This window comes from Drancourtella massiliensis (assembly GCF_016900655.1).
In the GTDB taxonomy this organism is placed as follows: Bacteria; Bacillota; Clostridia; order Lachnospirales; family Lachnospiraceae; genus Sellimonas; species Sellimonas catena.
The window spans coordinates 1-22,128 of the sequence record NZ_JACJKH010000029.1 but is presented as its reverse complement, the minus strand read 5'-3'; the positions used below and the strand labels follow the sequence as shown (position 1 = coordinate 22,128).

Annotated in this window: 24 protein-coding genes; all 24 read left to right on the top strand. The window is 42.5% G+C overall.

Going from position 1 to position 22,128, the window contains the following annotated elements; translation table 11 throughout:
* Positions 1–23: 23 nt before the first annotated feature.
* The 24 genes from H6A32_RS13605 to H6A32_RS13490 all read left to right on the top strand — a co-directional run bounded on the left by H6A32_RS13605 (position 24) and on the right by H6A32_RS13490 (position 22,018).
* Positions 24–1,160, top strand: coding sequence for a DUF262 domain-containing protein (locus tag H6A32_RS13605; protein ID WP_118637671.1), 1,137 nt, complete (start codon positions 24–26; stop codon positions 1,158–1,160).
* Positions 1,150–1,824, top strand: coding sequence for an MAE_28990/MAE_18760 family HEPN-like nuclease (locus tag H6A32_RS13600; protein WP_118637669.1), 675 nt, complete (start codon positions 1,150–1,152; stop codon positions 1,822–1,824). Before H6A32_RS13605 ends, H6A32_RS13600 begins: the two co-directional genes overlap by 11 nt.
* On the top strand, positions 1,814–3,226 hold the full coding sequence (locus H6A32_RS13595) for an Eco57I restriction-modification methylase domain-containing protein (RefSeq protein ID WP_118637667.1): 1,413 nt from the start codon (positions 1,814–1,816) through the stop codon (positions 3,224–3,226). The genes H6A32_RS13600 and H6A32_RS13595 overlap by 11 nt, the downstream gene beginning before the upstream one ends.
* Before the next feature lie 111 nt (positions 3,227–3,337).
* Positions 3,338–4,831, top strand: coding sequence for a WYL domain-containing protein (locus H6A32_RS13590; RefSeq protein ID WP_346342286.1), 1,494 nt, complete (start codon positions 3,338–3,340; stop codon positions 4,829–4,831).
* Positions 4,832–5,040: 209 nt separating this feature from the next.
* Positions 5,041–6,435 carry an ATP-binding protein gene (locus H6A32_RS13585; RefSeq protein WP_118637663.1) on the top strand — a complete coding sequence of 465 codons (1,395 nt, stop codon included), beginning with the start codon at positions 5,041–5,043 and terminating at the stop codon, positions 6,433–6,435.
* A 316-nt stretch (positions 6,436–6,751) separates the two neighbouring features.
* A complete protein-coding gene (locus H6A32_RS13580) occupies positions 6,752–7,369 on the top strand; it encodes a LexA family protein (RefSeq protein ID WP_118637661.1) in 618 nt (205 codons plus the stop codon).
* Between the two features lie 19 nt (positions 7,370–7,388).
* Positions 7,389–7,580: a translation initiation factor 2 gene (locus H6A32_RS13575; protein ID WP_087252291.1), complete on the top strand. Its 192-nt coding sequence runs from the start codon at positions 7,389–7,391 to the stop codon at positions 7,578–7,580.
* Between the two features lie 37 nt (positions 7,581–7,617).
* Positions 7,618–7,878, top strand: coding sequence for a hypothetical protein (locus tag H6A32_RS13570; protein WP_039861518.1), 261 nt, complete (start codon positions 7,618–7,620; stop codon positions 7,876–7,878).
* Positions 7,875–8,588, top strand: coding sequence for an ImmA/IrrE family metallo-endopeptidase (locus H6A32_RS13565; protein WP_118637659.1), 714 nt, complete (start codon positions 7,875–7,877; stop codon positions 8,586–8,588). Before H6A32_RS13570 ends, H6A32_RS13565 begins: the two co-directional genes overlap by 4 nt.
* Complete coding sequence (locus H6A32_RS13560; protein WP_243097695.1) at positions 8,585–8,878, top strand: hypothetical protein; 294 nt, start codon at positions 8,585–8,587, stop codon at positions 8,876–8,878. The genes H6A32_RS13565 and H6A32_RS13560 overlap by 4 nt, the downstream gene beginning before the upstream one ends.
* 255 nt (positions 8,879–9,133) lie before the next feature.
* A complete protein-coding gene (locus H6A32_RS13555) occupies positions 9,134–9,568 on the top strand; it encodes a sigma-70 family RNA polymerase sigma factor (protein ID WP_118637657.1) in 435 nt (144 codons plus the stop codon).
* Between the two features lie 142 nt (positions 9,569–9,710).
* Positions 9,711–9,917, top strand: coding sequence for an excisionase (locus H6A32_RS13550; RefSeq protein WP_430749592.1), 207 nt, complete (start codon positions 9,711–9,713; stop codon positions 9,915–9,917).
* 100 nt (positions 9,918–10,017) lie between these two features.
* Positions 10,018–11,256: a site-specific integrase gene (locus tag H6A32_RS13545; RefSeq protein ID WP_191437067.1), complete on the top strand. Its 1,239-nt coding sequence runs from the start codon at positions 10,018–10,020 to the stop codon at positions 11,254–11,256.
* 202 nt (positions 11,257–11,458) lie between these two features.
* Entirely contained in the window at positions 11,459–11,932 is a 474-nt protein-coding gene (locus H6A32_RS13540) for a low molecular weight protein-tyrosine-phosphatase (RefSeq protein WP_204864590.1), read from the top strand.
* Between the two features lie 256 nt (positions 11,933–12,188).
* The gene (gene pckA / locus H6A32_RS13535; protein ID WP_118636328.1) at positions 12,189–13,793 is read left to right on the top strand and encodes a phosphoenolpyruvate carboxykinase (ATP); all 1,605 of its coding nucleotides are present in this window, start codon (positions 12,189–12,191) and stop codon (positions 13,791–13,793) included.
* Positions 13,794–13,959: 166 nt separating this feature from the next.
* On the top strand, positions 13,960–15,045 hold the full coding sequence (fliB, locus tag H6A32_RS13530) for a flagellin lysine-N-methylase (RefSeq protein ID WP_204864589.1): 1,086 nt from the start codon (positions 13,960–13,962) through the stop codon (positions 15,043–15,045).
* 61 nt (positions 15,046–15,106) lie between these two features.
* Positions 15,107–15,907, top strand: a complete 801-nt coding sequence (locus H6A32_RS13525) for a GDSL-type esterase/lipase family protein (RefSeq protein ID WP_087167775.1) — start codon at positions 15,107–15,109, stop codon at positions 15,905–15,907.
* A gap of 2 nt (positions 15,908–15,909) precedes the next feature.
* A complete protein-coding gene (locus H6A32_RS13520; RefSeq protein WP_204864588.1) occupies positions 15,910–16,404 on the top strand; it encodes a DUF4358 domain-containing protein in 495 nt (164 codons plus the stop codon).
* Between the two features lie 18 nt (positions 16,405–16,422).
* A complete protein-coding gene (locus H6A32_RS13515) occupies positions 16,423–17,814 on the top strand; it encodes an MBOAT family O-acyltransferase (RefSeq protein WP_118636327.1) in 1,392 nt (463 codons plus the stop codon).
* Positions 17,815–17,829: 15 nt separating this feature from the next.
* Positions 17,830–18,993 carry a DHHW family protein gene (locus H6A32_RS13510; protein WP_242958927.1) on the top strand — a complete coding sequence of 388 codons (1,164 nt, stop codon included), beginning with the start codon at positions 17,830–17,832 and terminating at the stop codon, positions 18,991–18,993.
* 127 nt (positions 18,994–19,120) lie between these two features.
* Positions 19,121–19,816 carry a UMP kinase gene (pyrH, locus tag H6A32_RS13505; protein WP_087167778.1) on the top strand — a complete coding sequence of 232 codons (696 nt, stop codon included), beginning with the start codon at positions 19,121–19,123 and terminating at the stop codon, positions 19,814–19,816.
* Positions 19,817–19,840: 24 nt separating this feature from the next.
* Positions 19,841–20,392 (top strand): ribosome recycling factor, encoded by a 552-nt coding sequence (gene frr / locus H6A32_RS13500; protein WP_087167779.1) that lies wholly within the window; start codon positions 19,841–19,843, stop codon positions 20,390–20,392.
* A gap of 74 nt (positions 20,393–20,466) precedes the next feature.
* Positions 20,467–21,186, top strand: coding sequence for an isoprenyl transferase (locus H6A32_RS13495; protein WP_118636326.1), 720 nt, complete (start codon positions 20,467–20,469; stop codon positions 21,184–21,186).
* Positions 21,179–22,018 (top strand): phosphatidate cytidylyltransferase, encoded by an 840-nt coding sequence (locus H6A32_RS13490; protein ID WP_118636325.1) that lies wholly within the window; start codon positions 21,179–21,181, stop codon positions 22,016–22,018. Before H6A32_RS13495 ends, H6A32_RS13490 begins: the two co-directional genes overlap by 8 nt.
* The last annotated feature ends 110 nt before the right edge of the window (positions 22,019–22,128 follow it).

Genomic DNA, 22,128 nt, shown 5'->3' with positions numbered 1-22,128 from the left:
ATAAACTTATGAGGTATAAAAGGATGGAAAATACATTACAAATAGAAATAGATAAAATGGCAAAATCAATAAAAACTGATAATTATCCGATGTCAATTGGAGAATTGGCCAATATTTATCAGGAAGGAGATTTGAGAATAGATCCAATTTATCAGAGAACATTTAGATGGGACATTTCTCAACAGTCCGCTTTAATTGAGTCAATTTTATTAAATATACCGATTCCCCCTATCTATGTATACCAAAATGAGCGTGGAAAATGGAATCTTATAGATGGGCAACAGCGTCTTTCTACGATTTTTAAATTTATGGGAATATTGAAGCAAACACATGAAACTGATGATGATGGTGAGGATATATCTGAGTATTTCCAGCGTGAGCCCTTGACACGCACTAAATTTCTTCCTTCATTGGAAGGTAAGTATTGGGATGATGATGATGAAACGAAATCTTTGACGGATGCTCAACGTCGATATATCAAAAGATCCAAAATACTTATTATCATTATTGATAAAAGCAGTGATGAATTTGCACAATATGAAATGTTTCAGAGATTAAATACTGGTGGCAGTCACTTGAGTGCACAGGAGATTCGTAATTGTATTTTAGTGATGAAAAATGAGGAAAAATACAAATCTCTTCGAGATATGAGTCATAATCCCAACTTCCAAAGTGCAGTTCCAATTTCTGAGAAAGATGCAGATGAACAAGGATATATGGAACTTGTTACTAAATATTTTGTTTTGAGATACTCTCAATTTCAGGTTAGTGATTCGGAAAATTATAATGATTTTCTGACGGATGAAATATTGCGTTTGATTGACAATGACTCCATTGATTTTAAAAAAGAAACAGAGCTGTTTAACCGAACATTTGAACTGCTTCATGATGTAATGGATGAGAATGCTTTTAAGAGATACGACACAGAAAAAGGAAAAAGTTGCGGTGCTGTTTTAGTGGGGGCATATGAAGCAATAATTCCAGGATTAACAGAAAATATTGAGTTTTACTGTGAAAATAGAGAATTACTTAAGGATCGTATTCAGAATTTGTACGGTAGCGTTCAATATGCAGCGGCAACAAAAAGAGGTGTAAGACCAGTTGGAAGAATTAAAAAATTGGTTGCATACAGCAAGGAGAGTTTTTTAAGTGGCCAATAATATCAATGTAAAGACAATCGAAAAATTGGAAGAGCTTCTGACTCAAGACATAGCTTGGCGCAAAAAAGAGATGATTTCTCTGAAAATATTGGTTGAACATGATGAGGTAAATGAACCAATTCTTTTAAGATCAGGAATTGCTTTACTATGTGCTCATTTTGAAGGATTTATAAAAAAGGCTTCTAATTGTTACGTTGGATATGTCGCTAGTCAGAAGCATCTTTATAGTGAACTAAAAGAAAATTTTTCTGCATTGAAGATGGAACAGGAGTTTAAGGCTTGTGCTGCTTCAGAAAAACACAGTGTGCATAAAAATCTGTTGACGAAATATGAAACACTATCAACTAGAAAATTTAATGACAAATATAATCTTGACAAGCCATTTATCTCAACTCATTCAAATCCGAGTTCAACAGAACTTGAAGAAATATTAATGTCAATTGGTGTGGAAACGGACATTTTTGATACAAAAGCACAATACATAGATAATTCCTTGCTTGCTAATAGACATAGTGTTGTTCATGGAGAACGCTCAGAGCTTGAAAAAGATGATTTTCTATTTACATTTAATATTATTATGGAATTGATCGACTCATATAAAGATGTGATAGTGAGTGCAGCAGAAGAAAAAAGTTATTTAAGGGGGACTGAAAATGGCAAGTAATTGTCAAATATCCACACCAGAACAATATGTTGACAAGTTATTAGATGATGTGGGTTATATAAAACATATATATGATAAGTCCTTCCTAGAAAACTCATGTGGAGAAGGCAATATCTTAAGAGGAGCAGTTCGTCGTTACATTAAAAGTGCTTTATCTGAAGGATATTCAGACGAAGAAATAAAAAAAGGATTGGAAAATCATTTTGTGGCGTATGATACAGATCCTGAGTGTGTTATCAGATGCATACAATCTCTTAATTCGGTAGTAGAAGAGTTTGGGTTATTTAATGTAAATTGGAATGTCACTCAATGTGATTATTTAAAATGTAAAGCTCAGGAATATGATTACATAGTAGGAAATCCACCTTATATTACGTATCATGATTTAACCGAAGAACAAAGAGCGTTTTTAAGACTTAACTTTTCATCCTGTAAAAAGGGCAGGTTTGACTATTGTTATGCTTTTATAGAGGCCGGAATTAGAGATCTGTCACCAGCGGGAAAACTTGCTTACATTATTCCATATAGTATTCTTCGTAATAAGTTTGCAGAATCTACAAGAAATCTGATCAAATCGAAACTTACGAAATTGACTGATTATAAGGGGATCGAAGTGTTCCCTTCAATAGTAACATCATCGATATCTATTATTTGTGATTCGCAAGGTTCTGATGGTTTTGAATATGAGAATGTATTTTTTAATAAAACTACAAAAATGAAAAAAGATACATTACAAGGGGAATGGATTTGGGAAAACACAAATGAAGGAGAAAGAAAATTTGGTGATTATTTTAAAGTTTCGAATAGTATAGCAACATTATTAAATAAAGCTTTTATATTCGACATCGATAAGTTTGATGAAGATTTTTATTACGTTAAACAATATAAAATTGAAAAAAATATTGTCTATAGTGCCATAAGTGCTAAGACTTGTAAATCGAACAAGGGCGCACATCCTAAAAGGAAAGGAATAATTTTTCCGTATTCGATTTCAGGATCAAAGCTAGATCATTATGATGAGATTGAATTTAGAAAATTATACCCAGAATGCTTCAAATATCTTCAGCAATTTTCAGAGGAACTCTTGAATAGAAAAGTTAATCCAGGTGTAAAATGGTTTGAATATGGAAGGACACAAGGGATACAGCACGTATTTGAGGATAAGTTAGTATTTTCTTTGGTAATCACAAATAGCATAAATTTATATGATGCTGATTCTCGTTCTATTCCATATGCTGGAGCGTATATAAGAGTTAAACCCAATTCGGGAATGACTTTAGAAAAAGCGAAGGAGATTCTTCAAACAAAAGAATTTTTGTCCTACGTAAAAAGCAAAGGAACTCCGACCACCACAACATCGTATCGCTTGAGTGTGAAAGATATTGAAGAGTACAAATTTTAGTCAAAAAGTTTTTAGATAATGAGGAAGTGTATGCGAATATTAATGCTTGGCAACAGTTTTACATTTGTGAATAATATGCCATCCACCCTAGCGGAATTGACTGGTGCTGAGGTGGTTCAGCATACTCGCGGCGGAGCGCGTCTTGCAGAGCAGTTAAATCCAAAGACAAAGATGGGCGGGTTGACACAGGCTGCCCTTGAAAATGAAAAGTGGGATTATGTGATTCTTCAGGAGATGAGTAACGGACCGATCACGGCAAAAGAGAGTTTTCTGAAGAATGTCCATCTGCTGTGTGAGAAAATCTGGGAAAACGGAGCCACCCCTGTTTTGTATGCGACCTGGGCTTATAAGCGCGGCGGAAAGCAGCTGCAGTCTTTTGGTATGGATTATGATGAGATGTATCGGGAGATGTATGAGGCATATCATGAAGCTGCAGAGCAGAATGATGCAATGATTGCGGATGTTGGAAAGCGCTTTTATGAAATTGCAGACCAGCAGGATATTTTTGCAGAAGACGGCTGTCATCCAAATGAGCTGGGATCTCAGATTGCAGCACAGGTCATAGCGGATGTGATTTTGGCAGATCAGGCAAAAAATAAAGAAACGATTGTGGAAATAATGGCAAATGAAACGGATACACGACTTCATATTTTTTATCTTTATCAGATGCTTTTGACACAATCCGATGAGGAACATCCATTATCTACAAAACAGATCACGGATCGGATGATGGAACAGCACCACATTCTTGTGCACCGAACCACCGTACCAAAAGATATAGATCTTCTGAGAGCAGCAGGAGTTGATATTGTCGGTGAACGTAAACGTGCCTGGGAATATCATCTTGCAGATCGAAAATTTTCTTTACCGGAGCTGAAGATCCTGATAGATGCAGTGCAGTCCTCTAAGTTTATTACAGAAAAGAAAAGTAAAATTTTAATCGAGAAACTGGTTTCTCTGACCAGTGAGACCAATGCAGATAAGCTAAAGAGATCGGTACATATCACCGGACGGGTAAAGTCTGAGAATGAAAAGGGATATTACATTGTTGATGCGATCAATGAGGCAATCAATGCCGGAGTAAAGATTTCTTTTTATTATTTTGAACTCAATGGAAAGAAGAGAAAAGTTCTCAGAAATGATGGGAAACCATATACAGTCAGTCCGTTTGATCTGATCTGGGACGGCGATTATTATTATCTGACCGGATTCTGTGATGAGCGAAGTGCAGTTCGTACATTCCGGGTGGATCGTATCAGCCAACAGCCAGAGTTACTTGCAGAGAAAGCGATAGAAAAACCGGACGGATATGATGTATCGAAATATACAACAGAGGTTTTTCGTATGTTTTCTACGGATGAACCAATTGATGTGACATTGCGTTGCGAAAATTGTGTTATGAAATCTGTGATTGACAAATTTGGAATGAAGATTAAGACCACAAGCTTGGACGCTGATACGTTCAGAACGACGGTTAAGGTCTGTGCAGGTCCTACATTTTATCGCTGGGTGTTTGGAGCCGGTGGGAAAATCCTGATCGAGAGTCCAATTGAAACACGTAATGAATATAGTGAAATGCTTCAAAAGGCACTTAATCAACTATAGAAAGCAGGAGAAAATTAGAGAAGTATCCAGATATTAGGCATGTGCCTTCGCATATCTGAAAGATAGCTCATAGTTGTGTATGGTTCGTTATATCCGAAAATAGTTATTCGAATAAAATCGAGTCGGAACAAACCGAATAAGAATTGAAAAAACACAAAAACATGTTATAATATATTCGAACGAAACCGAGTCGGAGGTGACCGAATAAAATGAAATTCATTGGGAGAAAGGAACAGCTGAGAAAGCTTAATCGAGCAATTGCCAACACTAATAAAGAGGAAGCGATGCAAACCGTCTTGATCTATGGTCGAAGACGGGTAGGAAAAAGTGAGCTGGTGAAGCAGCTTCTCAAAAGTACAACGTGCCAAAGCATTTATTATGAGTGCAAGCAGGTGGCAGAAGAAAGCAATGCACAGGGAATCTGCAATATTTTATCGGAAGAGTTACATCTTCCAAAACTTGGATATCAATCCATAGAGGAGGTTCTTGAGTACATCTTTCAAAGATCATGCGAAGAGAATATGATTTTTGTCCTGGATGAATATCCTTATCTGAGAGAAAACATCAAGGGAATGGACAGCATTCTGCAGGCGATGATTGATAAATACAGAGACTCTGCAAAACTCACATTTATTATTTTGGGATCATTTGTAGAAATCATGAGAAATCTGATGGAACCTTCTAATCCTTTGTATGGCCGTATTGATCTTACGATCAACCTAAAGCCTATGGATTATTATGAGTCTACAGAGTTTTATCCGGCATTTTCCGAGGAGGACCGAATAAAGATTTATTCTGTATTTGGAGGTATCCCATATTACAATCGTTTAGTGGATGATTCCATTTCTGTTGAAGAGAACCTGCTGGAACTTTTGGTGGCTCCAGAGGCGCGTTTGGAAAATGAGGTTTCCATGTACTTAAACGCAGAAATCTCCAAAATTACAAACGCAAACGAGGTATTTGAAGCTTTGTCCAGGGGATATACCAAGTATAAAGATATTCTCGATCAATCTCATGTATCCAGTGGTCCTACATTAGTGGACGTACTTGATAAACTCTCTAAGATGGAGGTGGTCGAGAAAAGAACGCCGATTAATGATGAGGGAAATAAAAGAAAAGCAAGCTACCATATCAGTGATCCACTTTCAGCGTTTTATTACCGGTATATTTTCCGGTATGCTTCGCAAAGAAAGATCATGGATCCGTCGATTTTTTATGAGAAATATATTCGCGAGGATTTTGAATCCTTCTATGTTCCGCATTATTTCGAAGAAATCTGTAAGCAGTACTTGATCCGAAAGAACAGGGCAGGAGAGATTTCTCCGGTGATTGAGAAAATTGGAAAGTACTACTATGACATCCCGTCAGAGAAAAGAAACGGAGAATTTGATGTTGTAACAGAGGATGAAAATGGATATGTTTTTTATGAAGTTAAATTCCGAAAAGAAACGATTCCGACGGCAATTGTTCGAGAAGAAATCGAACAGGTAAAGGCAACAGGAATGAATTGCTATAAATATGTGTTTGTTTCAAAATCTCCAGTTGACTTGGAGGGAATAGAAGAAACAGTGGAAGTCATAAGACTAACGAATTTATGGAATTGAAATCTAATAGTTCTCTATCAAGATTGTGTCCTCGAATATTCCATCAAATTTATTGGTTACTCTATTTCAGATCCTGATATTCAGCAGATCCTTGGCGATGTAGTAGAATGTCTTTCCTTAGATAAGATAGATTCTACTCAAAAAAAGTTTTGTGCTTTCCCTGAAAATGAGAAGTAAGATGTGTGAGGTGTTGCCATGCGGCGACACCTCCTTTCTTTTTGCAAAAAACATGTTGCAGTAACAGAACATATGTTCCATAATAATCCTATCGAAAACAAATTGTTCGCATTAGAACTTAGAAAGAGAGGATCCTTTTATGAGACATAAGGACCCGGAGCTAATGAACAGGATAAAGCAGTATATCAGTGAATATTATCTGGAGAATGCTGGTGCGATGCCGACGATCACGCAGATTGCCAATGCGATGGAGGTTGTGCGTAGCACCGCTTACACCTATCTCGTAGCCATGGACAGGCAGGGACTGATCCGTTATCAGGATGGAAAGGTATCTGTCCGGGAACTGGATAAGATCCTGATTGATTCGGAACAGGTAGATGCTGTCGGAGAGATCCACTGTGGTGAGCCCGCTCTGGAAGAAGCAAACCTTCTTTACCGGACATCACTTCCAACAGCCATCTTTGGTAAAGGACCCTTTTATATTTTAAAGGCGAAAGGGGATTCCATGGTGGATGCAGGCATTGAATCCAGTGACACACTTATCATCAGAAAGAATGCAGAGCCGAAGCTTGGAGATATCGTGGTTGCACTGGATGAAAACAATGAGAACACGCTGAAACGTTATGCAGGGATTGATAAGGAATCCAATAAAGTTGTTCTTGAGTATATGAACCAGGAGGTTTATCCGGATAAGAAGATCCTGGTCAGCACACTGATCTGTCAGGGAGTTCTAAGTCATGTGATCAAGACGATGTAACTTTGAGGAGGGTTAGCCGATGAAACAGTATGATGTAAAATGCCCCATATGTGGACACGTGAATCACAACCTCTATCTGGAAGAAACTGACGGCTGGATGGAGTGTGAAAAATGTGGTTCCATGACAAAGTCAAAACAATTCGGTAATACAATCCGAATTCCGGTATTCCGCATGGAGGAGCACTGCAGACCTGCAAAGGCACATGTATGAGAATATCAGAAAGTTATTTGATCTGGAGGGGATGTGTATGGAAAAAGTGTACGTCAGCGTAGAAAGCATCACTTATGCTGATGGGTCTATCGTTCCGTTAAAGATATTCTGGAATGATGGACGAACCTGGGATATAAAAAGAGTCATCCATATGGCTGAGCCGGTCAACGATGAATTTGAAGGAATTCGCTACACCATATTGATAGGTAGTGCGGTAAAAAATATATATCGGCTAGGATCTTCATGGTATGTTTATACGATTGATGATCCAGCCCATACGGAGGCTGATTCATCTTGAAACAATTTATACCAAACAGAGAGCTGGATGAGCTCGGGACAGGGGTAGTTCTGACCTACCTGAAAAAGTCAGGAACTGCAGGCCTTCCAAGGTGTGTGGATATTGAAGGCATTGCAAACTCAATGGGACTTAATGTTGTATATGAAACTTTTGCAGAAGACGATTTTGATAAGATTGGATTTCTGTCAGACGGAATTACACCTTTGAAGATAAAAAGAGGAAACAGGACTGTTCCATTTCTTTTCCCTTTGGGAACAATCGTTGTGGAGGCTGATCTTCGAAAGGAAAGAGAGAGCGGGAAACGCCGCTTTACCATTGCACACGAGGTGGCCCATCATATTCTTGGTCGCCACAATCCGGTGCCACAGTTTCAACGGACCTTTGACGCGGAACGTGTGTATTCGATGGCTGAGATGAAGTCGCATTTTAACTGGAATGAAGCGCAGGCAGATAAGCTTGCAGCATCACTTCTGATGCCGTACTTCATTGTTGCGGCCGCATTGAAGGATTTTAATCATGGAAACAAGCTTAAGATCTTTGGGGACGAAGTATTCGCTCCAAAAGATCGGATGATCATAAAGAAAATGGCAGCACAGATCGGAGTATCCTTTTCAGCGCTCCTGATCCGAATCAAAGAACTGCAGATGGTGGAGTATCATTCCATCAGTGAATATGTGGAGGCTGCATTGATGACGGAGGTGATCAGTTGAATCAGGCAGCATTAAAATTTAATCCAAGGTATCCGATACCCTGTGAAGAAGTTCAGAGGAAGCTTCTTCTGTCAATGGAAGCGGCTGAAGCGGTCGGCTCCAGGGAGATGAGGTGTCCGATCTGTGGATTTAAGGTAACGGATGTACCACTGACGCAGACGGAAGTTGTGTATGTCAAATGCCGTAAGTGCAAATTTGAAGGACCACTCAGTCCTGCATATTTCCGCAGGATGAAACGTGCTCATGCTTATGCCGGTCCGTATAAGAAGAGAGGCATGAAGCAACGATAACTTAATAGAAGAATAAAAACAATACGAACTTTTAATCGAGCAAGCGGAGCCGGTCATTGATCGGATAAACTACCAAGCGCCGTACGAAGCAAGTCATTGAGTAATGGGATAACCATATCCTTTTATTCGACTTATTTCGACGGCGCTTTTCTTTATGTATAAATATGCTTGTTTTGCTGCCAGCTCCAACCTCGATTGCTTCGTACGGACAGTAGAAAGTCCTTTCCCCGGCAAATGCTTGGGAAAGGACGAGGAATGCTTTATAAGTATGAAATTGCATGCCAGCAGGCAGGATTATCTGAGGAGAAGACAGCGGAAATCAGAAGAATGTTTAATGCACAGTATCAGAAGCTGTACAGAGAAAAAGTAACCAGAAACAGATTGAATTGTGAAGTATGGCATATGGAAGATCTTTATGGAAGAGATGGAGAAAAAGGAACCTATGAGATCGCGGATCCGTTTGTAAATGTTGAAGAGGATCTGATTCATCAGATGGATTTGGAAAAGCTTCACGAAGTATTGGCGGAGCTTGATCCCGAAGACAGAGAATTTATTCTTGAATATTTTGAGGGAGAAAATAAGTTTTTGAATCGGATGGTAGAAAAATATGGACTAACCAGAAACCAGGTCATTGGAAGAAAGAGAAGAATTCTGAAGAAGCTCAAAAGTCGTTTTTTTGAAGCTTTTTAAGGATTTCAGGTACAAGAGGAAGCTTTTTCATAAGCACAGATATAGATGAGGAACCTGGAAGAATTGTTTCAATACCGTGCCTAATTTTGCTGCAGTGTGGATACAGCAGGAAAAGCCGGTCATTTATTCATGGGAGGTATGGATGATGCAGGAAAAGAATATCCCGTTCTGGGAGAAATATACGTTAACAGTAAGTGAAGCCTGTGCCTATTTTCATATTGGGGATAAAAAGTTCCGCCAGATCCTGGAAGATTATCCGGATGCAGATTTTCTGTTGATGAACGGAAAAAGGATCATGATTAAGCGAAAAAGATTTGAGCAGTTTATTGACCGGGCAGAGATGATCTGAATCTGCCACAAAGTGTCGGTTAGAAATGACACCATGTTGTAGAATTGAGAGCCCCGATATGGTATAATAACTGTGTCGGGACTCTCTGGAAAGGAGCGTTATGAGCGAAAAAAGACGAGATAAGAAGGGTCGTCTTTTGCGTACTGGAGAGAGTCAAAGAAGTGATGATGGCCGGTATATTTTTAAGTATAAAGACGCCAATGGAAAACACAGATATTTATACAGCAATCGTTTAGAAAAAACGGATAAAGTACCACCAGGAGGAATCAGAAAACCGGCATTAAGGGAACTGGAAGCAGAGCTTCAGGCAAAGATCAATGCAGGAATCAAAGCTTTCGGAGGAGATCTGACCGTTTATGAACTGGTAGAGAAGTATGTTTCAATGAAAATCGGTGTTCGGGAGAGCACCAGACAGGGATACAAAACAGTTCTCCGTATTCTGGCAAAGGAACCTTTTGGGAAGCTTCGAATCGATAAGGTGAAGATCTCGGATGCCAAGGTCTGGCTGATCAAACTTCAGCAGGAAGACGGAAGGGGCTACAGTTCCATTCATACCATTCGAGGTGTGTTGAGGCCAGCTTTTCAGATGGCAGTGGAGGATGATCTACTTGCCAAGAATCCATTTTCTTTTGAGCTACATACTGTAGTTGTAAATAACAGTACAACAAGAGATGCTATTACAAGAAAGCAGGAAAAAGCGTTTCTGGAATTTGTAAAAAATGATAAGCATTTCAGCAAGTACTATGAAGGATTCTTTATTCTGTTCAATACAGGGCTTCGAATTTCCGAGTTCTGTGGTCTGACTATGAGTGATATCGACTTTAATAAAAAGTGTATCCATGTTACCGGCCAGCTGGTTCGCTACAGTAATATGATCACCACCTTCGAACCACCGAAGACATCTGCAGGTGTGAGAGATGTGCCTATGTCTCCGGAAGTGATGGAAGCTTTTCGGAACATTATGGATAACAGAAAGTACCTGAAGGTGGAACCTATTATTGACGGGAAGGCGGGATTTCTCTATCTGGATAAAAATGATCAGCCTATGGTTGCCATGCACTGGCAGCACTACTTCAATCATGTGGTGAAGAAGTATAATGGGATCTGCAAACTGCAGCTTCCCAATATCACAGCTCATGTGTGCAGACACACCTTCTGTTCCAAGATGGCTAAGAGCGGAATGAATCCGAAAACTCTGCAGTACATTATGGGACATTCGGATATTTCGGTAACTATGAATACCTATACTCATTTTACCGGAGAGGATGCACAGGAAGAGTTCCAGAAGTTATTTGGTGGTGAAGAAGAGTCGGTACAAAGGCAGAAAAGGGTCTGGTAACCCCGGTGGCAAAGTTGTAAAAAAAGGGCTGTTTTACAACAATTTTACAACAAATTTGTTGTAAAACGGTTGTCAAAATGCTTGAAAATGCCTCGAAGTACCGGATTCAAGGGAAAAATGCCGAAGTGGCAAATCGTTACATTTGGTTGCATAAGTATGGCAAATCGTTGCATTTAAAAGATAAAAAAGGAGTTTCAAAAAAATGATAAAAATACTGTTTGTATGCCACGGCAATATTTGTCGTAGCACAATGTCTGAATACGTTATGAAATACCTGGTGTCCGAGGCGGGACTTTCGGACCAGTTTTACATTGATTCCGCTGCCACCAGCAGAGAGGAGATCGGCAATCCGGTTCATCCGGGCACTCAGAGGAAGCTGCGTGAGGTCGGTATTCCATGTGGAGGCCACCGGGCCCGCCAGATGAGACGGGAGGAGTACGAGGAGTTTGACTATCTGATCGGCATGGATTCGTGGAATATCCGCAATATCAACCGGATCATCGGAAATGGCGATCCGGAGGGCAAGGTATGCCGGCTTCTGGATTTTACCGGCCGGGCAGGGGAGGACATTGCCGACCCATGGTACACGGGTAATTTTGATGCGACCTACCGGGATGTGAGGGAAGGGTGCGAAGCGCTCCTTGCTCAGATCATGGAGAGCGGAAGAATCAGATAGAAAATCGACAGTGTGTTGGACAGGAAAAGGCATACAAAAAAAGCGTACAGGAAGCAGCGATACTTTGTTAAAAAAATGACTAAATAATAAATCGAAATTGTCTGAATTTCTGTGCAGATCGATAAAAATGCGCTTTCCTGCGTTAAATAAGAAAACTTTTTGGTTGATTTCATTGACTTATCATGTATAATGGTAAAAGGGAGTAAAGAGGCTTTACTTTCTGTAAAATAATGAAAGAAAAGAGGTTTGATGTGAGATGGCAGAAATGAATTTAAGCAAATACGGCATCACAGGCACGACGGAAATTGTACATAACCCTTCTTATGAATTATTATTCGAAGAAGAAACCAAACCGGGTCTGGAAGGTTTTGAAAAGGGACAGGTAAGTGAACTGGGTGCTGTCAATGTCATGACTGGTGAATACACAGGGCGTTCTCCAAAAGACAAGTTCATCGTAGTTGATGAGAATTCCAAAGATACAGTATGGTGGACCTCTGATGAATACAAAAATGACAACCATCCTGCTACACAGGAAGCATGGGAAACAGTAAAGAAGATTGCGCTTGACGAACTTTCCGGCAAGAAGCTTTACGTTGTAGATGCATTCTGCGGCGCAAACAAAGATACACGGATGGCAATCCGTTTTATCATGGAAGTAGCATGGCAGGCACACTTTGTTACAAATATGTTCATCCAGCCTACGAAAGAGGAGCTTGAAAATTTCGAGCCTGACTTCATCGTATATAATGCGTCCAAGGCAAAAGTAGAAAATTATAAAGAGCTTGGACTGAATTCTGAAACAGCCGTTATGTTCAATATCACAAGCCGTGAACAGGTTATCGTAAATACATGGTACGGCGGAGAAATGAAGAAAGGTATGTTCTCCATGATGAACTACTACCTTCCGTTAAAGGGCATCGCTTCCATGCACTGTTCTGCAAATACGGATATGAACGGAGAGAACACAGCAATCTTCTTCGGACTTTCCGGAACAGGTAAGACGACACTTTCCACAGATCCGAAACGTCTTCTGATCGGTGATGATGAGCACGGATGGGATGACAATGGTATCTTCAACTTCGAGGGTGGATGCTATGCGAAGGTAATTAATCTGGATAAAGAATCTGAGCCGGATATCTACAATGCAATCAAGAGAAACGCTCTTCTTGAGAACGTAACTCTGGATGCAGAAGGAAAGATCGATTTCGCAGATAAGAGCGTAACAGAAAATACACGTGTATCTTACCCGATCGACCACATCGAAAAGATCGTGCGTCCGGTTTCTGCAGCACCGGCTGCAAAGGAAGTTATCTTCCTTTCCGCAGACGCGTTTGGAGTACTTCCTCCGGTTTCCATTCTGACACCGGAACAGACACAGTACTACTTCCTGTCAGGATTTACTGCAAAGCTTGCAGGTACAGAACGTGGTATCACAGAGCCGACACCTACATTCTCCGCATGCTTTGGACAGGCATTCCTGGAGCTGCATCCGACAAAATATGCGGAAGAGCTTGTTAAGAGAATGGAACAGAGCGGAGCAAAAGCTTACCTTGTTAATACCGGATGGAATGGAACAGGAAAGCGTATCTCCATCAAAGATACCCGCGGTATCATCGATGCAATCTTAAGCGGTGATATCTTAAATGCGCCAACAAAGAAGATTCCGTACTTCAATATCGAAGTGCCGACAGAACTTCCGGGTGTTGATACAAATATTCTGGATCCTCGTGATACATACGCTGATGTTTCCGAGTGGGAGACAAAAGCAAAGGATCTTGCTCAGAGATTCATCAAGAACTTCCAGAAATACGAAGGAAACGAAGCAGGAAAAGCACTTGTTTCTGCAGGACCGCAGGTATAAGAAGGCAAAGAAATCTGCCGGGTGTGACAGTTGTCGCACCCGGTTCTTTTCACCCCTTTTTCAGATTCATATTTTCTGAGAGAATTTGTTTCTGAGTTCTTTACATTACAGGTAAAATCCGTTAAGATAAGAAGATGTCGAAGTAAGTCACGAAGAGGGGAAACGTATGCTGTATGTAAAGCCGCATTTCTATGATCAATTTCAATGTATTGCAGATCGCTGCCCGGACACCTGTTGTGCCGGATGGCAGATCCTGATCGATGAGGAGTCTCTTTTGAAATACAGCCGGGTAGAAGGTGGTTTCGGAAACCGGCTTATGACATCCATTGATTGGGAAGAGGGAGCATTCCTGCAGTTTGACGGGAGATGCAGCTGTCTGAATGAGAAGAATCTCTGTGATCTATACGAGGAGCTTGGCGAGGAGTATCTTTGCAGTACCTGCAGGATGTATCCGAGACATGTGGAGGAGTATGAGGATGTCAGAGAGTGGTCATTGTCCCTTTCCTGTCCCGAGGCGGCGAGGATGATTCTTGAGTGTGAGGAGCCGCTTACCTTTCTGACGGAGGAGACCGGGGAGAGCGAGCCGGAGCCGGACGAATCTTTTGATTTCTTATTATATTCCAGTTTAAATGAGATAAGGGAAATCCTGTTCAGGATGATACAAAACCGCGAAGAGGCGGCAGAGGTCCGGATGAAGCGTTGCCTGACGGCAGGAAAGGTCTGCCAGAAAGCGCTGGAAGAGGGAGGACTTTTCGGAATCGAGGAGGAGCTGGAGCAGATCCGGCAGGAAGCGTGCGGGGGAGAGCCTCTCGGATTTGAAGCAAAGTCCGCTTTCCTGAGAGAACTTTTTGAAATGGAGTTTCTCTGCGAAGACTGGAAAAAGGAGATTCACGAGGCTTTTGAAATCCTGTATGAGAACGGACAGGAGGCCTACGAGAAGATCCGTGAGAAATTTGGACCGGGAAAATGGGAGCAGTACAGTGAAAATCTGATGATGTTTTTTATCTACACCTATTTTTGCGGGGCAGTCTATGATGACAGTATCGATACCAAGATCTGTCTTGCTGTTTACAGTACTGTCATGATTCATGAACTCAGTATGGCGAGATGGATCCGGCAGGGAAAAAGCATGAAAAAGGAAGAGATATGGGAGACAGCCTGGCGGTATGCCAGAGAGATTGAACATTCGGATCAGAATCTGGCAGTTCTGGAGACTTATTTCCAGAAGGGACCGGATCCGTATGTTGCGTAAGAGGGAGAAACAACTTATAATAGTAATAATAGCTAAATGATAGTACTAAGGGGATAAATTCATGAAAAGTGCAAGAGAAAAAATTCTAAGACGAAGAATCCTGATCGCAGTTTGTTGCGTTATTGCTGTTGTGGTCGGGATTGTCGTCTGTGTTCAGATAAAAGAGAGCCGCCCGAATCAGTATGAGAAAAACCGTAAGCAACTGGAACAGATGGAGCAGGCGGATATATCCGAGACGGAAAAGCAGTGGGAGAATCTGGAAGGAGCCAATGAAAAGACAGAGATTGACACGTCCAAGCGGAATGAATATGGAGTCGTAGAGCTTGATAATGCGACGATCAAGAAAGCATTCAGCGGTGTCGTTGTAGTCGGGGATTCTTTTTCGGAGGCGCTGGATGTGTACGGACTTCTGGACGAGGGATCTGTCATCTATAAGAGGGGTGCCTCAGTCAATGAGATCGATGAGCTGGTTCAGAAAGTGATTTCCATGAAGCCGTCCACAGTCATCATGGAGTTTGGATGCAATGATCTTCAGATGTATAATTCCGATATTGACGGGTTCATCGAAAAGTACCAGTCTGAGATTCAGAAGATAAAAGATGCGCTTCCGGACACGATGATCTGTGTAAATTCCATTCTTCCGATGACGGAGGAGAAAGTCAAGGAGAAAGCCGGACGTGAGAAACGTCCTCAGTACAATGAGGCCATCGAGAAGATGTGCGATGATGAGGGATACCTGTACATCGACAGCAGTTTCATTGTGGAGGCAGACAGCGGCCTGTATGAGCAGGACGGAATCCACATGAAAAAGGAATACTACGAACAGTGGTTATCTTATATTGTAGAAAAGGCGGGACTTTGATCATGAAAAAGAAAAGGAGAAAGGATCTGAGCGGGATCATTGTCAAAGTGTGCTTTGTGGCATTCCTGGCGGTGTATCTGGGAATACTCTGCATGCAGGGGTACGCAAGGGATGTCTCTGTAGAAGGGATCAGGAAGGAGTTTGAAAGTGAAAAGCTTCTTGACGGGATCGAAGAGATGAAAGACAAGGATCTGCGCAGATATTATGGAATAGAAAGCAAGGACTGTGAGGGATACTTCTACTATAAGGCGGAATCGCCGATGGCAGTGGATGAGCTTCTTGTGCTGAAGGCAAAGAATGCTCAGGACGCCGGACGGTTTGAGGAAGCAGTAAACAATCGTCTGGACAGCCAGATCGAGAGCTTTGAGGGATATGGAGTCACCCAGACGGCGCAGCTGAAGAAGGCGTATGCGCAGTCGGAGGGGATCTATGTAATTTACATGGCGGGCGATCAGGCGGATGACTGGAAATCTGCTTTTGAAAGCGCGATAAAATAGTCGGTGGAGGGAAATGACATGCTTTTAAACAGTCTGAATTTTATATTTGCATTTCTTCCGGTTGTCCTGATTCTGTTTTATGTGGTGCCGGGAAAATGGAAAAATCTCGTGCTTGCCCTGGCCAGTATTTTTTTCTACGCATGGGGCGAGCCGGTTTATGTTGTATTAATGCTGTTCAGTGCGGTGATGCATTATATGCTGGCGATCGATATCGGCAGAAAACAGAAACGCAGCCGCAGTGCGGTTCCATCCCTTGTTTTTGTCATTGTGATGGATGTATTTATTCTTGGATTTTTTAAATATTACGGATTTTTAAGCGGCGCAGTCAATGAATTGCTCGGAACCGGCTTCTCTACATCAGCACTGACGCTGCCGATCGGTCTGTCCTTTTATACATTTAAAAATCTTTCCTATGTGATTGATGTGTATAAAAAGAAATGTGAACCGGAACGGGATCCGATTACATTTATGGCATATGCGTCATTGTTTGCCTGCATGTCTGCCGGACCGATTGTCCGCTATGCAGATATCAAAGAAGATCTCTATGCCCACAACGTATATATGTCAAGGCTTGGAGAGGGTGCGAGACGCTTCATCCTCGGTCTTGCGAAAAAAGTCCTTCTGGCAGATCAGTTATCCATGATGATTACCCAGATTCAGGACTCCGGATCCTCCATGTCCATGGTGACGGCGTGGATTTATCTGTTTGCCTACACGATGCAGATTTTCTTTGACTTCTCGGGTTATTCTGACATGGCCATCGGAGTCGGAAACATGCTTGGATTTGAATTTAAGGAAAACTTTGATTACCCGTATATCGCAAAGAGTGTGACAGAATTCTGGAGAAGATGGCATATGTCCCTGAGCGGATGGTTCCGTGATTATGTGTACATTCCGCTTGGCGGAAACCGTGTCTCCGTTCTCTGCCATCTGAGGAACATTGTGATTGTCTGGTGTCTGACCGGAATCTGGCACGGGGCAACCTGGAACTTTCCGGTGTGGGGGCTTTATTATGCCGTGATTCTGATTGGTGAAAAATATGTGTGGAAGAATCTGGTCTCCAGGCTTCCGGGATGGGCAGCCAATACTTATACGATGCTGCTTGTCATGTTTGGGTGGCTGATTTTCATGAACACATCCTGGGATGCGGCGGCAGGAATGTTTGCCTCCCTCCTTGGATTTGGAGCATCTTCATTGATCGATGTGACAGCCGGATATTACTTAAAAACAGGAATTCTTCTGTTCGCACTGTGCGTACTGGCCGCAAGACCGGTTCTGAAGAAGCTTTCCGAGCGGTTTATTGAGCGCTATACGATTGTCACAGTGCTTGTGTATCTTGTCATGTTTTTACTCAGTATCGGCGGACTGGTATTTAATTCTTATCAGCCGTTTCTCTATATGCAGTTTTAAGGGGAGGTGTCAGATTTGGAAAAAGAGAAATTACCGGCATCGTATTTCGTGGGATTTATGTTTGCGATCCTGATTCTGGTCCTTTCCATTGTGAATCTGTTTTCCGGAACGAAGAAAGTCTCGGAGACGGAGAACAGGGAGCTTGCGCAGAAGCCGGAACTGACTGCAGAGGCGGTCGGCAGCGGAAATTATGCAAAGCAGTATCAGGAGTATTTTAACGATCAGTTTGTGTTCCGGGATTCCTGGATCCAGTTAAAGACCGGGTTTGACCGCCTCCTTGGCAAAGTAGAGGAAAACGGAGTCTACATCGGGAAAGATGGTTATCTGATCGAAAAGTTTGAAAAGCCGGACCAGACTACGGTAAATAATACGCTGGGGGCTATGGCGGCCTGGAAAGAGAAGTATAAAGATATCACGCATTACGCAATGATTGTACCGACAGCATCGGAGATTCTGGAGGACAAGCTACCGGCGCTGGCTTTGACAGCGGATCAGGATTCCAGTATTGATCAGGCTTATCAGACGCTGACCGGAAAGGGGCTGACGACAATCGATCTGAGGGACACCTTCCGTAAGAACACGAATCAGCAGCTGTTTTATAAGACGGACCATCACTGGACAACTTCTGCGGCTTATCTTGCTTTCCAGCAGTTTGCGGAGGTGGCAGGGCTTGACACTTCAGCTGTAACATATGAGAAAATGCCTGTGACAGATCAGTTTCAGGGTACGCTTTCCGCAAAAAGCGGATGCCGGACCGGTGTGAAAGAGGAAATCGACGTCTTCATTCCCAAAAAGAATGAAAATACGACACAGGAGCAGGTGTCTTCGATTGTCGAGTATACAGATGATCAGAAAAAAACCGGAAGCTTCTACAACACCGATAAGCTGGATCAGAGAAATGCGTATGAGGTCTTTTTCGGCGGCAATCACGGGCTGTTAAAGATCAAGACACCGACTACGGAGAATAAGCGGCTTTTAGTTCTGAAAGATTCCTATGCGAATTGTTTCCTGCCGTTTCTTGCACCGTATTACCGGGAGATTGTCGTTGTCGATCCGAGATACTATTATGGGGACTTATCGGAACTGATGGAGACAGAATCCATCAATGAAGTGCTGTATCTCTACAGTGCGGATACGTTTTTTGCGGATACTTCTTTTGCCGCGCTGACGGAAGAGTAGGAAGCGGAATTTCCGGATAGTTTGACCCGGCTGGAAAAATGCAAATTGACACCGGGTGGCGATCTATATATAATAAGGATAGAATACGAGCCGGCCCCGAGAGGCCGGAGAGAAGGAGTTCATAACCATGAAAAGAGTATTGCTAAAACTGAGCGGAGAAGCTCTTGCAGGTGATAAAAAGACAGGATTCGACGAGGCAACCTGCCTTGGAGTAGCTCATCAGGTCAAAGAGCTTGTCGATCAGGGAATTCAGGTAGCTATTGTAACTGGAGGAGGGAACTTCTGGAGAGGCCGTACGAGTGAAACGATTGACCGTGTCAAAGCGGACCAGATCGGTATGCTTGCCACAGTAATGAACTGTATCTATGTTTCCGATATTTTCCGTTTCGCAGGCATGGATACAGAAGTATTCACACCATTCGTATGCGGCGCTTTTACAACCCTTTTCTCAAAAGATGCGGCGGTAGAGGCACTCAATAAGGGAAAGGTCATTTTCTTTGCGGGAGGAACCGGACATCCGTATTTCTCCACAGATACCGGTGCGGTATTAAGAGCGATCGAGATTGAGGCAGATGCGATGCTGCTTGCAAAAGCGATCGACGGAATCTACGACAGCGATCCGAAAGTCAATCCGGAAGCGAAGAAGTACGATGAGATTTCCATTCAGGAAATTATCGATAAGAAGCTGATGGCGGTCGATCTGACTGCATCCATCATGTGCCTGGAGCACAAAATGCCGATGCTGGTATTCGGGCTGAGCGAGGAGAACAGCATTGTCAATACCATGAGCGGGAACTTTACAGGAACGAAAGTGACTGTTTAAGAAAGATCACAGGAGGAACTATCTATGCATGAACAATTAAAGGTATACGAAGAAAAAATGCAGAAAACAATGAAGAGTCTGGACAGCGATCTTGCGGCAATCCGTGCCGGAAGAGCAAACCCGCATATTCTGGACAGACTTACGGTGGATTATTATGGAGTACCGACTCCGATCCAGCAGGTGGCAAATGTTTCTGTTCCGGAAGCCCGGATGATTCAGATTCAGCCGTGGGAGAAAAGCATGTTAAAGGAGATCACAAAAGCGATCCAGACATCTGATATCGGAATCAATCCGACAAACGATGGACAGGTAATCCGTCTTGTGTTCCCGGAACTGACGGAAGACCGTCGTAAAGAGCTTGCCAAGGACGTGAAGAAAAAAGGTGAACAGGCAAAGGTTGCCATCAGAAATATCAGAAGAGACGGAAATGATGCCTTCAAGAAGTTAAAAGGCACAGAAGTTTCAGAAGACGCAATCAAAGATATGGAAGATGAACTTCAGAAAGTGACGGATAAATATATCAAAGAAGTCGATAAGGCAGTAGAGGCAAAGACAAAAGAAGTCATGACCGTATAAGGAAAACCGGCGGGAAAAGCGGAGCAAGGAGGGAATGGCCTCCTTGCTCTATATTTATCAAGGAGGAAAGTGTTATGAAGATACCTCAGCATGTCGCTATCATTCTGGATGGAAACGGAAGATGGGCGAAGAAGAAAAATATGCCTCGTAACTACGGCCATGCACAGGGAAGTAAAAATGTAGAAAGAATCTGTGAGGCCGCCTACAAAATGGGAATCAAATACCTGACGGTTTACGCCTTTTCCACAGAGAACTGGAACCGTCCTGCGGATGAAGTCAATGCATTGATGAAGCTTCTGCGCAATTATATGAAAACCTGTCTGAAGACTGCGGAGAAAAACCGGATGCGGGTACGGGTGATTGGAGATAAAAGCGGACTGGATGATGACATACGCAACAGAATCGAAGAGCTTGAGAAGGCGTCGGATAAAAATGACGGATTGAATTTCCAGATTGCAATCAATTATGGAAGCCGTGACGAAATGCTGCGTGCCATGCGGAAGATGGCAGAAGATGTGAAAGAGGGGAAAGTGCTGCCTGAGCAGATCGATGGACCGCTCTTTGAGTCTTATCTGGATACATACGGAATTCCGGACCCGGATCTTTTGATCCGTACAAGCGGGGAATTGCGCCTTTCGAACTATCTTCTATGGCAGATGGCCTACACAGAATTTTATTTTACCGATGTTCTCTGGCCTGATTTTACGAAAGAGGAATTAGAAAAAGCAATTTTGCAATATAATAATAGAGACCGGAGATACGGGAAAGTGAAGGAGGAAGAAGCAGATGTTTAAGACAAGACTGTTAAGCGGGATACTGCTCGTGGCTATTGCGCTTGCCACGATTATTCCAGGAAATGATATCCTGTTTGTGCTGCTTCTTCTAATCAGTCTGATCGGAATGAGCGAACTGTATAAAGTAAGCCGGCTGCAGGCCTCTCTTCCTGGAATTGTCGGCTATGCAGCAGCAGCGGCATATTATCTGCTGATCCGGCTTGAGGTCAAAGGCCCGGGAGAAAACAGGATCCTGCAGTATATTGACGGACAGGGGCTTGCCCTGCTTGTTATTGTATTTTTGATTGTTCTGATGGCAGTATATGTATTTTCGTATCCAAAGTATGTGTCGGAAGAGATGATGCTCATCTTTTTTGGTGTTTTTTACGTGGCGGTGATGCTGTCATATGTTTACCGGGCAAGAATGATACCGGAGGAGGGAGCGTATCTGGTATGGCTCGTATTTCTTTGCTCCTGGGGATGCGATACCTGTGCTTACTGTGTCGGAATGCTGATTGGAAAGCACAAAATGTCTCCAAAGCTCAGTCCCAAAAAATCGGTGGAAGGAGCGGTCGGCGGAGTAGTGGGAGCGGCGCTTTTGGGCGCGCTTTATGCTGCGGCGGTGAGCCATTTCGCAGACGCGGATGCATCGCCGGCACTGTATGCTTTGATCTGCGGAGCGGGCGGACTGATTTCCATGGTAGGTGATCTGGCCGCATCTGCAATCAAAAGAAATCATAATATCAAGGATTACGGGAAACTGATTCCGGGACACGGAGGAATTCTGGACCGGTTCGACAGCGTGATCTTTACGGCACCGATCATTTATTATCTGAGTATCTTTTTTATTTAATAACTAAGACTTCCCATACCTGAAATGGGCTTCGCTCCTTGAAAATTCAATATTTCAGCTGACAAAATAGTGATTTATGCCCCTATAGACTCTGGATGGAGTGCGTTACG